General features: G+C 34.6%; 13 protein-coding genes. All 13 read left to right on the top strand.

Annotated elements, in window-relative coordinates:
• Positions 1–456: 456 nt before the first annotated feature.
• The 13 genes from E5355_RS18110 to E5355_RS18050 all read left to right on the top strand — a co-directional run bounded on the left by E5355_RS18110 (position 457) and on the right by E5355_RS18050 (position 13,086).
• On the top strand, positions 457–993 hold the full coding sequence (locus E5355_RS18110; RefSeq protein ID WP_136011440.1) for a UpxY family transcription antiterminator: 537 nt from the start codon (positions 457–459) through the stop codon (positions 991–993).
• Between the two features lie 37 nt (positions 994–1,030).
• On the top strand, positions 1,031–1,516 hold the full coding sequence (locus E5355_RS18105; protein WP_136011439.1) for a UpxZ family transcription anti-terminator antagonist: 486 nt from the start codon (positions 1,031–1,033) through the stop codon (positions 1,514–1,516).
• 196 nt (positions 1,517–1,712) lie between these two features.
• On the top strand, positions 1,713–2,759 hold the full coding sequence (locus E5355_RS18100) for an acyltransferase (protein ID WP_136011438.1): 1,047 nt from the start codon (positions 1,713–1,715) through the stop codon (positions 2,757–2,759).
• A 32-nt stretch (positions 2,760–2,791) separates the two neighbouring features.
• Positions 2,792–3,448, top strand: a complete 657-nt coding sequence (gene ispD, locus E5355_RS18095; RefSeq protein ID WP_136011437.1) for a 2-C-methyl-D-erythritol 4-phosphate cytidylyltransferase — start codon at positions 2,792–2,794, stop codon at positions 3,446–3,448.
• A gap of 7 nt (positions 3,449–3,455) precedes the next feature.
• Positions 3,456–4,148: an SDR family NAD(P)-dependent oxidoreductase gene (locus E5355_RS18090; RefSeq protein ID WP_136011436.1), complete on the top strand. Its 693-nt coding sequence runs from the start codon at positions 3,456–3,458 to the stop codon at positions 4,146–4,148.
• On the top strand, positions 4,135–5,430 hold the full coding sequence (locus E5355_RS18085; protein WP_136011435.1) for a CDP-glycerol glycerophosphotransferase family protein: 1,296 nt from the start codon (positions 4,135–4,137) through the stop codon (positions 5,428–5,430). Before E5355_RS18090 ends, E5355_RS18085 begins: the two co-directional genes overlap by 14 nt.
• Before the next feature lie 2 nt (positions 5,431–5,432).
• The gene (locus tag E5355_RS18080) at positions 5,433–6,863 is read left to right on the top strand and encodes a lipopolysaccharide biosynthesis protein (protein WP_246866995.1); all 1,431 of its coding nucleotides are present in this window, start codon (positions 5,433–5,435) and stop codon (positions 6,861–6,863) included.
• Positions 6,864–6,930: 67 nt separating this feature from the next.
• Positions 6,931–7,908 carry a glycosyltransferase family 2 protein gene (locus tag E5355_RS18075; protein ID WP_136011433.1) on the top strand — a complete coding sequence of 326 codons (978 nt, stop codon included), beginning with the start codon at positions 6,931–6,933 and terminating at the stop codon, positions 7,906–7,908.
• The gene (locus tag E5355_RS18070) at positions 7,908–9,125 is read left to right on the top strand and encodes a hypothetical protein (RefSeq protein WP_136011432.1); all 1,218 of its coding nucleotides are present in this window, start codon (positions 7,908–7,910) and stop codon (positions 9,123–9,125) included. Before E5355_RS18075 ends, E5355_RS18070 begins: the two co-directional genes overlap by 1 nt.
• Entirely contained in the window at positions 9,122–10,159 is a 1,038-nt protein-coding gene (locus tag E5355_RS18065) for a glycosyltransferase family 4 protein (protein ID WP_136011431.1), read from the top strand. Before E5355_RS18070 ends, E5355_RS18065 begins: the two co-directional genes overlap by 4 nt.
• A 17-nt stretch (positions 10,160–10,176) precedes the next feature.
• Positions 10,177–11,019, top strand: a complete 843-nt coding sequence (locus E5355_RS18060; RefSeq protein ID WP_136011430.1) for a glycosyltransferase family 2 protein — start codon at positions 10,177–10,179, stop codon at positions 11,017–11,019.
• Positions 11,020–11,141: 122 nt separating this feature from the next.
• Complete coding sequence (locus E5355_RS18055; RefSeq protein WP_136011429.1) at positions 11,142–12,038, top strand: NAD-dependent epimerase/dehydratase family protein; 897 nt, start codon at positions 11,142–11,144, stop codon at positions 12,036–12,038.
• A gap of 97 nt (positions 12,039–12,135) precedes the next feature.
• Complete coding sequence (locus tag E5355_RS18050; RefSeq protein ID WP_136011441.1) at positions 12,136–13,086, top strand: MraY family glycosyltransferase; 951 nt, start codon at positions 12,136–12,138, stop codon at positions 13,084–13,086.
• The last annotated feature ends 104 nt before the right edge of the window (positions 13,087–13,190 follow it).

The raw sequence follows: 13,190 nt of genomic DNA, 5'->3' as shown, positions 1-13,190 counted from the left end.
TTGATATATAAATGGAAATGACTTTGGGCCGGAAGCGTTTTTTAAACGTTCGTTTAATGGACGCAAAGATAAGACTGTTTTTCATATCCTCAAAATGTTTAATAAAAATATTTTAGGAAACCTTTTGCTGCTCGGTTTAATATGCAGTAATACAACATATTAAGCATCCTGTTTAATATTTAAAATTTCCATATCCTTTTGTTAACTGATTCCCTATTTCATTTCCTAAAATTTGACGTTCAAAAAACGAACGTTTAAAAAACGCTTTTTTCTTGTAATCCGTTCGTTTATAGTTTTTTACCGGAAGGTAATGACGAACTGCAAAAAAACTGTTGGCAAGAAGGGCACAATGCTTGCTGTATTTTACATAAGGTGCTCGCAAATGGTTGGATACCAGGTATATATCGAGGGTTCAAAGCCCCAGAGGAACACTCTTTTGTGAACAAAATAACGAAAATGGAAACGGATAACGAGGTTGAAGTCTGGCATGCCATGCGTGCCACATACCGCAGGGAGCTTGATGCGGTGCATCTTCTCGAGAAGGAGAACCTCGGCTGTTTTGTCCCCATGCAATATAAGGTAAGCATCCGTAAGGGTAAGAAAGTCCGTGCTTTGGTTCCCGTCATCCGTAATCTGGTCTTTGTCCATGCACGTCCTTCCGACGTACAGCGTGTAAAGTCTCAAATTACTTACCTGCAATATATCACCGATACCCGCAGTGGTCATAAGATAATTATTCCCGACCATGAGATGCAGCGCTTCATCGCCGTTGCCGGAACCTATAACGACCATTTGCTTTATTTCCAGCCCGAAGAGTTGAATCTGTCGAAAGGAACTAGAGTCCGTATTACGGGTGGTGACTTTGCAGGTCAGGAGGGTATTTTTCTGAAAGTAAAGGGGGCACGTGACCGCCGTGTGGTTATAGAGATACAAGGTGTCATTGCTCTTGCCATGGCCACTATCCATCCGGACCTTATCGAAGTAATCCGCTAATCTTTAATTTATAATTTATAATTTTTAATTACTACTCATGTCTCTTTTAGAAGAAGCACTCCTCCTTCAGCGTGCTGCGCACGATCTGATGTATTTGGGTATGGACGGGAGTCCTATTTATAGTGATGACTTGTCGCGTCGTAATGGTGAAGTTTATCGTTTGGCTACAACTTTATATAATTCCGGCACTTGGGGCACTACAGTGGAGGAACAAGCCAATGTATGTCTCGCTCTTTTAATGGGTTACAGTGCCTCGTTTGTCGACCACGGTGAGAAACAGCAGCATGTGCAGGAGGTTCTGAACCGTTGTTGGGATGTTCTGGATACTCTTCCCGCATCTTTGCTGAAGCTCCGTCTGCTCACTGCCTGCTATGGTGAGGTTTTCGATGAGCCTTTGGCTGAGGAAGCCCGTTCCATCATTGCCTCTTGGGATGCTCCATTGCTGACTGCCGAACAGCAGGAGGCTGTTGATGAGTTTCAGAATGTGATGGAGAATCCTTATCCGTGGGAGGAAGTGGAATGAAAATCTTCATGTAAGTATTCATTTTGTTTCTTTTCCAGAACGGTCTATCTGTCTTTACAATGATTATTTGGTAGTATAGTGATTTGTTTAGAGTAGAAAGCAAATAATAAGCACTTGTTTTAAGGTTAATAAATAAAAAATACTTTTTGGAACCTCATTCGTAAATTGAATACTTGCAAGTTTAAATATATTGAAAGTGATAAATGTAGTGAAAAATGAGCATGTTCGTGATTCTAATATGGAGTTATTGCGCATTATAGCAATGCTTTTGGTCATGGTAGTACATGCAGATTTTAGAGCATTGGGTATACCTGTTTTTGAAGAAGTACAAACGAATCCGTTTTCTTCTAGCTTTCGTTTTTTAACGGAAAGCTTCTCTATTATAAGTGTTAATGTTTTTGTTTTACTTTCAGGTTGGTATGGTATTAAATTTAAATTGGATAGACTTTGGGAATTCTTGTTTCAAGTATTTTTCTTTTCAATCTTTCTTTTTGTCGTGTATTCGTTGGTTAATCCGGAAGAATGTCTGACATTGTCGGGGGGGGCAAGCATATTGCTATTGAAACAATGGGACTATTGGTTCGTTAAAGCCTATATGGGATTATATTTATTTGCTCCCGTTATTAATTCTTTTATTGAAAATGCTTCAAAGAAACAAGTTCAAATATTTCTGATATCTTTTTATCTGTTTCAGACAGTTTATGCGTGGATTTCTCCTAATGGTGCAGCTTTTTTTCAGACAGGATATTCATCAATTTCATTTATAGGATTGTATATGTTGGCACGTTATATACGATTATATCCTTCACCAATTTGGAGGTTGGCATATTATTGGGATTTGATGATATATATTATAATTGCATTGTTTACCACATTTGTAGTTTTGATACTTGTTTATTGTAATATCTCATTGGTAGGTCATTTGTATAATTATACTTCACCTTTGGTGATAATTTCTGCAATATATTTCTTTTTATTTTTTACGAAAATCCAGTTGAAAAGTCGGTTTGTGAATTGGATTGCATGTTCTTGTTTTGCTGTTTATTTGTTGCATTCTAATCGTTTTGGTGCGGCAACTTATGATGGTCTTATTTTTGAATGGTTTCATAATCTATCAACATGTTCCTTTCTATTACATGTTACATTGTTTATACTATTTGTTTTTTTTCTTGCTATTTTCTTAGATAAAGTGCGTATGTGTATTTGGTGTAGATTGTATAGAAAGAATGTTGAAAAACTATGATTTTCTAACAACTCTTATATAAAATGTAAATTATGGATGTAATTTTATTAGCTGCTGGTAATGGCACACGTACTAGATTAGGGTATCCCAAACAATTTATGAAAATTAAGGGAAAACCTATTTTTATCTATTCATTGGAAATCTTTTCTGCAATACCAGAAATTGATCAATTGATAATTACTTGCAATCCTGATTGTTTAGATGTATATAAGAAATATATTGATATGTATCATATACCTAATGTGGTTTATTCTATTGGTGGAGAAACCAGACAAGAATCTGTGTCTAAGGCAATGAGTTATGTAAAAACTGATAGAGTATTGATTCATGAAGCAGCTCGCCCTCTTATATCTAAAGAGTTTGTGGCTGAAATATTGAATACGGAAATGGCAGATGCAATAATACCTACTATTCCTGTTAAGTTTACGGTAGTACAAGGAACAGATGTCATGACTGGAGAATTGAATCGTTCGTTTTTGCATAATGTTCAATTACCTCAATTATTTAAAACTTCAGTTTTGAAAGATGTGCATGAGAAGGCTATAGCTGATAATTATCAGGCAACAGAAGATGGAATGATGGCTTTTCATTATGGTTATGTGGTAAAATTAGTGAAAGGTCGGGAATCTAATATAAAGATAACTACGCAATTAGACATTGAAATGGTCAATAGACTTTTAAATTTATAAAGTAAAGATGGGTAAAAAAGTAATAGTGATTACAGGTGCCAGCTCTGGTATTGGATATCAAACTGCTTTGAAGTTGCAGCAAGAAGGCAATATTGTTGTTTGGACAAGCCGTACTATTGAGTGTAATCAAGCTGTCTTATCGGTATTGTCGGAACAATCTGTTTGCAAAAATGTAGATGTAAGTTCCGAAGAATCAGTAAAGGATTTATTGTGTTTTATTAATGAGAAATTCGGACATATTGATGCTTTGATTAATTGTGCAGGTTATGTTGACCCGGAGCCAATTTTTTCTACAACCTTAGAGAACTGGGAAAAGACGATTTCTATAAATCTGACAGGAACTTTCTTATGTGTAAAATATATGGGATTGTTAATGAAAAAAACAGGTGGTAAAATTGTAAATATTGCATCTACAGCTGGGCTTACCCCAAGACCGGGATGGAGTGCGTATGCTGCTGCTAAAAGTGGTGTAATTAATTTTTCATCGGCAATTGCTGAAGAGTTGGCTGAGTATAATATAAAAGTTTTTGTTATCGCTCCGGGAAGAACTGCTACTCCGTTAAGAAAAATATTGGCTCCGGATGAAAATCCTCGTTCAATAATGCAGCCTGATGTGGTTGCAGATATGATATCTTTCTGTTTGAAACCTGAAGCTGATTGTATTGAGGGACAACCAATCTTAGTACGTGAGAGATTTTGAGGATATGAAACTGGGGTGTTTTTGGGAAAAGCTTCGTTTTTGCTGTAAAAAGCAATGTTATATCCTCTTTGGACGAATCATGGAATATAGGCATGAAGTTTGCGTGCGTCGTTTACAAAAGGAGAATCAAGTTACAGTTGTTTTTTTTGCAATGTGTCTTTCAATGTGGCGTTATCAGTCTCTTTATGAAAGAATGATGCAAAATCGTCATTTTCGTGTATATATAGTATTAGCTCCTTGCATATCGTTTACAGATGAACAACAAAGAAAAGATATCCAAGTATTAAGAGATTATTTTAAGAAACATGGAGTTTGTTATATAGATTATGATTTTGCATCAGAAAGGTGTATTGATATTCGTAAGGATTTGAGGCCGGATATTCTTTTTTACCCTCAACCGTACAAGAGCTTGTTTAGACCGGAATATGATAGTGCTAATTTTTATGATAAATTATTATGCTATTATCCATATGCCTTTTGGACTGTCTTGGGGGAATGGTCGTATAATATGGCTTTCCATAATTTTGCGTGGAAATTATATTATTCGACAGAATTACATCGGCAGGATGCAATACAATTGTCTTTTAATCGTGGTAGAAATGTGGTTGTTGTGGGGTATCCCAATGCGGATATATTTTTGAATGAACCGCCTATTGATGTCTGGAAACCGCAGAAGAGCAAGAAGAAGCGCCTTATCTGGGCACCTCATTTTACTATTTCTCAAGAACGTAGTTTTGTGTGCCATTCTAATTTTTTGTGGATGGCAGATTTAATGTTGGACATTGCGTTTCGTTATTCTGACTGTTTACAATTGGCGTTCAAACCACATCCTCGTTTGTTGACGGAATTATATTTGCATCCGGAATGGGGAAAAGAAAGAGCGGATGCATATTATTCAACTTGGCATACATTGGAAAACACCCAATTGGATGAAGATGAGTTTAAGGATCTTTTTATGACTTCTGATGCGATGATACACGATTGTGGATCTTTTGCTGTGGAATATCACTATTCTTTAAAACCTGTAATGTATGTGCTTCAAGACAAGCAGGCTTATACAGACACTTTATCACAATTTGGTAGGAAGGCAATTGAGGCTCATTATATAGGAAAATGCCAAGACGATATTATTAATTTCATAAAAGATATTGTACTTGATGGACAAGATGTGATGTTGTCTATGCGTCAGAAGTTTTATCAGGAATATCTTTTGCCTCCTAATGGAAAACAAGTTGCAGATAATACAATAGATGACCTTTTAAAATCTTTGGGGAGGATTTGAGTGTGAGTTTGAAATCACAAACTGTACATGGGGTTGTTTGGAGTTTTATTGAGCGTTTCTCAGTACAAATTGTTCAGTTTGTATTAGGAATTATTATAGCTCGCTTGTTGTCTCCTGATGAATATGGATTAATAGGGATGTTGGCCATATTCATTTCGATTTCTCAAGTATTCATTGATGGTGGTTTCTCAACGGCTCTTATTCAGAGGCAAGATAGAGATGAAGTCGATTTTTCTACTGTTTTCTATATTAATCTTGCTATCAGTTTTTTTTGCTATTTTTTGTTGTTTTGTGGAGCGCCTCTTATTGCTTCATTTTATAATCAGCCGTTGTTGATCGCTATTACGAGAGTTTATTCTATAACCTTAGTAATAAATTCTTTAGCTGCTGTGAATAAAGTAAAACTTGTAATAGCACTTGATTTTAAGACTCAGTCTAAAATTTCTTTTGGAGCAGCTTGTATTTCAGGGCTTATTGGAGCTTTATGTGCTTGGAAAGGATTAGGAGTTTGGGCTTTGGTTATCCAAATGTTTATTTCATCTTTGGTGAATGTTTTCTTGAGTTTTTATTATGTAAAATGGTTTCCTTCTTGGATCTTTTCACTCAGTTCTTTTAATAAACTATTTTCTTTTGGCTCTAAATTGCTGATTGCTTCATTAATCAGCAATGTATATACTAATCTTTATACATTGGTTATAGGAAAGAAATTTTCTACGTTTAGTTTAGGACTTTATTCAAGAGCAGATCAGTTTGCCCAGTTTACGAGTTCGAATATTGCAGGCATATTGTCAAGAGTTTCTTTTCCGATATTAAGTCAGATACAAAATGACGATGAGCGTTTGATTAATGTATATAAGAAATATATACAAATGTCTGCTTTAATAGTTTTTCCTCTAATTTTGGGACTATGTGGCATAGCTAAGCCATTGATATTATTATTGTTGACTGAGACTTGGATAGATTGTGTTTTACTGTTGCAAATCCTATGTTTTTCATATTTGTGGAATTGTGTTGTAACAGTGAATCTGAATTTGTTGAATGTGAAGGGACGTTCAGACTTGGTATTGAAATTAGAAATAGTGAAAAAAAGTATTGCTTTTATAATCTTGGCAATATCGCTGTTTTTTAATTTAGTGGTTATTTGTATAGGGCTAGTGGTTTATTCATTTATAGCTTTATATATGAACACTTATTACACAAAAAAACTTTTAAACTATGGTTTTAAAATGCAATTGAAAGAATTGTTGCCTTATTTATTGCTTGCATTACTTATTATGTGTGAAGCTTTATTCTTTAGTTGTTATATTAGCAATTCACTGCTTTCTATTGTAATTTCTCTAATTGTTTGCCCTGTAACGTATATTGTTATTTGTTATAAAACAAGATTGGATGCATTTGTTGAGTTGGAAAATATGATTAAAAAGAGCAATTGAAGATTAGGGATGTTTTAATTTTAGAGTGTTATATCCTTTTTAATGAATTAATAAATAAAATTTGCCGATGACAAAACCGTTGGTCTCTATTATAATCCCAGTGTATAATGTTGAAAAATATCTTCAGAAATGCTTGGATAGTTGCTTTGCTCAGAGCTATGAGAATATTGAAGTAATTGCGGTGAATGATGGTAGTAAAGATGCGTCAGAGGATGTATTGATGAGATATACTCAAAAAGAACATCGTTTAAAATTTGTGACACAGATAAATCAGGGAGTAGTGATAGCTCGTAAAAGGGGGATAGAGCTTTCGACAGGAAGTTGGATTATGTTTGTTGATGCAGATGACTATTTGATGAATGATGCTGTTGAAACTCTTTATAATGGTGTAATCAAGTATAATGCTGATGTCTCGATTGCAAGTTTTGTAAACATTTCTAAGAAAGGTCGTTTGACATATAACCAACTTATGGATTTTAGTGTGAAGAGTTCTTCTGTGGAATTGGCATCTATGCTTTTAAATGAGAAACTTCCTTTTTCTTTGTGCGCAAAATTGTTTTCAAAAGATTTATTTAAGAATGTAATACATCAAAATGCATTGATGATGGGGGAAGATGCGTATGTGACGTTACAATTAATAAATGAAGCTGAAAGGGTTGTTATTTTGCCTCATGTTGTTTATGCCTATTTGCAACATTCATCTTCTGTAACTCATAGTCCTTCTCAAATGGCTTTAGAATCAAGAATTGATTTTATAAATAGAACGATTGAATATTATAAAAGACAACAATACTATGAAAATGAAAATTTTATCCATTGTCTAAATTATTTTATAATGAAGGAATATTTTACATATTTGCGTTATGGAGGAAATTATTCTTATAATGAAATTCATAATTTAGTAAATATTGTGTGTTTGCAAGATAAAGTAGCTTGTTCATTAATGCCTTTTTGGAGAATAATGATGCTTAGAGTATATCGTACAAATATTGACCTCGGCAATCTTATTCGTGATTTAATAGTCTTTTTGAGAAAGTTCAAGTGATGAAAGTAAGAGTTGCCCCACATACATTTTTTTTTCTGCTATTGACATTTTCGTATGGCATTCCTGTTATTTTGACTTTATTTTATAATATCAATGAGGAATATACTTATGTAAATGATAATATTTTGGCAGAATATAGCCATACAGCTTGGACTTTGTTATCTATATATGCAATAGCTACTGTTAGCTTTTTATTAGGAAGTAAGTTGACTCATGATTCGATAAAACGTGTAAGAGTATCAAGTATCTCCCAAGATTTAATTAGCAATTCCTCATCTTCATTACCACTAAACTTTTGGCAAAAAAATGTAATATATGGTTTTATATGCCTTGGTCTTGTAATGCTTTTTAAAATGTTCCGAGCTGGTACTTTTTCATCAGACTATATTGAATCTTTTGGGGCAGGATTTGAATCTCAGAATGTATATACGATGCTTTGTGATGTTTTTTTCTTCTTTTTTCTCTATTTGTATTTAAATTATCAAAATAGTTACAATAAAAGTAAGTTGCTTTTGTTGGTAATGATTTTTGTAACTTTACTTAGAGGTTCTCGTATGTTTACTATTCCACTTATTTTCTTTTTATTATATAAAATGGTGTATATTGATGGTTTGACTAGAAAAAAAATTGGATTTATTTTATTAGGTGGAACGGTGGTTTTATTAGGCCTATGCTTAGTTTTCTTTTTAAGGCATGGGGCATCGTTTGAAAATGTGGATATATTAGGAATGATTTTTTTATTAATTCAATATGAATCATGTGGTGTACATGTACCATTGATGAAAGAAATAATGATGGGATGGCATCTTTCTTTTGCTCCAATGTTTACTTATGTAACAGACACCTTTCTTTTTGTAATACCTCGAATTGTTTTTCCAGAGAAAAATGAATATCTTTTTTTTGATAGAGTGGTAAGTGAGTATAATCTGAGTCCATTTGGTGGAATCAATGGAGAGGCATCTGTCATTTTATATTTTGGAATGTTGTTTCCTTTCTTTTTCTTTTTAGTAGGAGGCTTTCTGTCTTATCTTTATAATCTTGTTAAAAAATCTTCTAATACCTCGATAAAAGTGTTATATACTTTTATTTGTTGTTCGTTAATGTTTACATTTTTGAGAAATGGCATTTTGATTGCAACTAAAAGTATGATTGTAGTTTGGATTATATTGGCTTTTTTCGTTTTTGTTCGTCGTATATCATTGAATTTGAAAGGATGAAAGTTGCATTTATTGTCCCATCGCTTCAAAATTTGGGACCTACTATTGTTGTTAATACTATAATTAAGCATTTGTGCTATAATGGAGTAGAAATGTCAGTGTATTATTTTGATGAATCGGAAGCAATGGATTTTAATTGTCCTGTCTATAAAATCGTTAATAATTCCCCTATTGATTTTGATTCTTTTGATATTATTCACTCAAATATGTATCGTCCAGATAAATATGTTTATCATTGGAAGCATAGAATAAGAAAAGCCAAAATAGTAACAACAATACATCAAGATATATTTAGAAATTTGAGGTATAATTATAATTGTATCATATCGGTTTGTTTCACTCCTTTATGGATAAAATATATAAAAAAATTTGATAGGAAAATCTTTATTTCTAATACAATAAAGAATCTGTATTCTTTTGAGAATTCTTTAGTTATTCATAATGGAATTGACATTGAATATAATCCTCAATTGGCTAACCAATTGTATGTAGAAAAAATTTGGAAGTTAAAGCAGCATGGTTATACACTATTGGGGACTTATGCTGCAATAAATAGAGGTAAGGGCATAGATCAACTAATAGAGTTAGCAAGAATGAGAAAAGATTTAGGAATAGTAATTATTGGTAATGGCAAAGAAAAGCATGCATTGCAGTTGTTAGCAAGACGCTATAATGTTAATGAACAAATATTGTTTCTTCCATATCTTCACTCCCCATATAATTACTTGCAACACATTGATATATATGTTATGCCAAGTCGTAATGAAGGTTTTGGACTAGCCATGATTGAGGCTGCGATGGTTGGTGTTCCTGTTATTTGTTCTAATATTCCAATTTTTCATGAAATATTTAATGAAAATCAAGTCGTTTTTTTTGATTTAGAAAACATTGATTCGTTAAGTGAAGCAGTTAATATCATTTTGAGTAAGTATAAATACTATAAGGATAGTATTTATTCGTATGTGATGAATCATTTTACAGGTGAAATTATGGCAAAGAAATATCTGAATTTATATAATTCAATTGTTGATTAATATTTTGTTATGAGCTTATGGACATATTAAAAAGAAAACATGAAGTTTCAGTTTCCATTGTCGTGTATGAAAATGATAAGAATTTATTGCTCAGAGTTGTTTCTTGTGTGTTAGAATCTCAATTATTGACTTCTTTATATATAATAGATAATTCTTCTACAAATAAGCTCAGAGAAATATTCCCACAAGACTCTCGTCTTGAATATATTTTTATGAATTCCAATAATGGATTTGGAGCTGGGCACAATTTTATTATGAGACAGCCTGAAAAAATGGGCAAATATCATTTGGTGTTAAATCCTGATGTTTCTTTTGCTCCTGGAACTTTGGAAAAACTTTATGATTATATGGAAAACAATCCTGATGTAGGAAATGTGATGCCTAAAATTATCTATCCTAATGGGGATTTACAATATTTGTGTAAACTATTGCCTACACCTATGGATTGGATAGGGCGCATGTTTATTCCTTTTAAAAGCATAAAAAAGAGGATAAATGATAAATTTGAAATGCGTTTTGCTGATTATGAAAGTGAAATGAATGTTCCTTATTTGTCCGGATGTTTCATGTTTCTCCGTAAGTCTGTTATTGAAGAAGTTGGAGTGTTTGATGAAGGAATATTCATGTATGGCGAAGATACGGATTTGAATCGCCGTATTTATCAGAAACACAGAACGATGTATTATCCGAAAGTGACTATTACTCATGCTTTTGAAAAAGGGTCACATAAAAGCTTGCGCTTGTTTTGGATACACGTAAAGGCGGCTATTTATTATCTGAATAAATGGGGATGGTTTTTTGATAAGGAACGACGTGGCATAAATAAAAAAACAAAATTGGCATATACAAGCTTGAAGTAATCTGTTCTTGTCTATTACATATTTTTACGAAAATGTAGTAAAGGAAGTAATTTTGTTATGACTCCGGAACAGCGTTTTAATATTACTTTTCTTTTGAATTAATTTTTTCTACTTGATTATTCATGAAACTTTTATTCACAGGGGCCTCCGGGTTCTTGGGTAACAACGTGCGTCCTCTTTTGGAAGCTATGTACGAAGTTACCACTGTAGGGCTGTTGCCACAGGATGACTATACCGTGAATATCGCACAAGAAGTACCAGAGCTGCGTGAGCGGTATGATATAGTTCTTCATGCAGCTGGAAAAGCGCATTCCGTGCCCAGAACAGAGGCGGAAAAACAGGTGTTTTTTGATGTGAATTTACAGGGTACAAAGAATCTTTGTGCGGCATTGGAAAGAAAAGGTTTTCCCCGGGCTTTTATCTTTATTTCTACAGTGGCCGTGTATGGTTGCGAGTATGGAGAAGAAATTACGGAAGACCATCCTTTGAATGGAGACACACCATACGCCATGAGTAAGCGTCTTGCGGAGGAGTATCTGCAAAAGTGGTGTTACGAACATAATGTTATTTTAGGCATAATCCGTCCTTCCTTGATTGCCGGTCTCAACCCTCCGGGAAATTTGGGGAGCATGATTCATGGTATCCGTAGTGGGAAATACCTCAGCATTGCTGGCGGTCGGGCACGAAAGAGTATATTGATGGTGCAGGATATTGCAAAGTTGGTTCCTCTGTTGGCAGAAAAGGGAGGCATCTACAATGTGTGTGACAGTTACCATCCTTCTTTCAGAGAGTTGGAAGCGGTTATTTGCAAACAGCTGAATAAAAGAATACCATTCTCAATACCTTATTGGGTGGCTAAGTGTATGGCTTTGGTAGGGGACTGCTTAGGGAAGAGAGCGCCTATCAATTCTTTGAAACTGAAGAAAATCACAGAATCGCTTACTTTCAGTAACAAAAAAGCCATGCGTGAATTGGGATGGAAGCCGACCAATGTGTTGGAAAACTTCAATATAGAATGAATGTATATTTAGGTGTCTTATTGATAGGGCTGGGTATTGTATCTTTAGGATTTACATGTGTTCAGCTCTGGTTTTACTGGATAATCAAAAACGGATGATGTATTATTTAATGGTTTTGGTTCTGCTGTTTTTGGCAGAACTTTTTTATTTTAAGGTGGCTGACAGGTGCAATATCATCGACAAGCCCAATGAACGGAGTTCCCATACGAAAGTGACTTTACGCGGCGGTGGGATTATCTTCTATTTCGGGGCGTTGGCCTGTTTCCTGACAAGTGGTTTTGAATATCCCTTTTTCCTGCTTGCCTTGACACTGGTTACGTTCATCAGCTTCGTGGACGATATAAGATCCACGGGGCAGATGACAAGGCTGCTTTTTCATTTCTCCGCCATGGCGTTGATGTTTTATCAGTGGGGACTTTTCTCCTTGTCGTGGTGGTGGATAGTCATAGCCTTGATAGTCTGTACGGGCATCATCAATGCCTACAACTTTATGGACGGGATTAACGGCATAACCGGCGGTTATTCTCTGGTTATTCTTGCTGCTTTGGCTTATGTCAATAAGGAGGTGGTGGCTTTTGTGGAAGCGGATTTCATCTATACCGTTATCTGCTCCGTTCTAGTCTTCTGTTTCTTCAACTTCCGCAAACGGGCCAAGTGCTTTGCGGGTGATGTGGGGTCGGTGAGCATTGCCTTCATCCTTCTTTTCCTGATAGGCAGGCTCGTGATTGAAACGGAAGATTTCAGCTGGATAGTCCTTTTATCCGTTTACGGTGTAGATAGTGTTCTGACTATCATTCATCGCCTGATGCTTCACGAGAATATCGGCTTGCCGCATCGCAAGCATATGTATCAGATTATGGCGAATGAGCTGAAGATTCCTCATGTAATGGTTTCTTCTATTTACATGGCAGTGCAGGCTATCATAATCGTAGGATATATAATGTGTTTGGATTCAGGCTACTGGTATCTGCTATGTACCATCCTTTTGTTAAGTCTTATTTATGTCTGTTTCATGAGAAGGCATTTTGGATTACATCAATCCATTTGAAATAAGCTTTCTTTTTCTTGATTAAGTTGGCTTGCCTAATCTGTTGGATTGTAAATCAATACTTTATAAACTTATCTCAGAAAACAGCTTCAGCGAGGCTGTTT

This window comes from Bacteroides muris (ex Afrizal et al. 2022), from assembly GCF_004793475.1.
Taxonomy (GTDB): Bacteria; Bacteroidota; Bacteroidia; order Bacteroidales; family Bacteroidaceae; genus Bacteroides; species Bacteroides muris.
Note: the sequence above shows the minus strand (reverse complement) of the source record. Positions and strands in the feature narration are given on the sequence as shown.

Coding starts and splice junctions, on each gene's coding strand:
- E5355_RS18110 (WP_136011440.1), top strand. CDS start 457: ATGGAAACGGATAACGAGGTTGAAGTCTGGCATGCCATGCGTGCCACA.
- E5355_RS18105 (WP_136011439.1), top strand. CDS start 1,031: ATGTCTCTTTTAGAAGAAGCACTCCTCCTTCAGCGTGCTGCGCACGAT.
- ispD (WP_136011437.1), top strand. CDS start 2,792: ATGGATGTAATTTTATTAGCTGCTGGTAATGGCACACGTACTAGATTA.
- E5355_RS18090 (WP_136011436.1), top strand. CDS start 3,456: ATGGGTAAAAAAGTAATAGTGATTACAGGTGCCAGCTCTGGTATTGGA.
- E5355_RS18075 (WP_136011433.1), top strand. CDS start 6,931: ATGACAAAACCGTTGGTCTCTATTATAATCCCAGTGTATAATGTTGAA.
- E5355_RS18070 (WP_136011432.1), top strand. CDS start 7,908: ATGAAAGTAAGAGTTGCCCCACATACATTTTTTTTTCTGCTATTGACA.
- E5355_RS18065 (WP_136011431.1), top strand. CDS start 9,122: ATGAAAGTTGCATTTATTGTCCCATCGCTTCAAAATTTGGGACCTACT.
- E5355_RS18060 (WP_136011430.1), top strand. CDS start 10,177: ATGGACATATTAAAAAGAAAACATGAAGTTTCAGTTTCCATTGTCGTG.
- E5355_RS18055 (WP_136011429.1), top strand. CDS start 11,142: ATGAAACTTTTATTCACAGGGGCCTCCGGGTTCTTGGGTAACAACGTG.
- E5355_RS18050 (WP_136011441.1), top strand. CDS start 12,136: ATGTATTATTTAATGGTTTTGGTTCTGCTGTTTTTGGCAGAACTTTTT.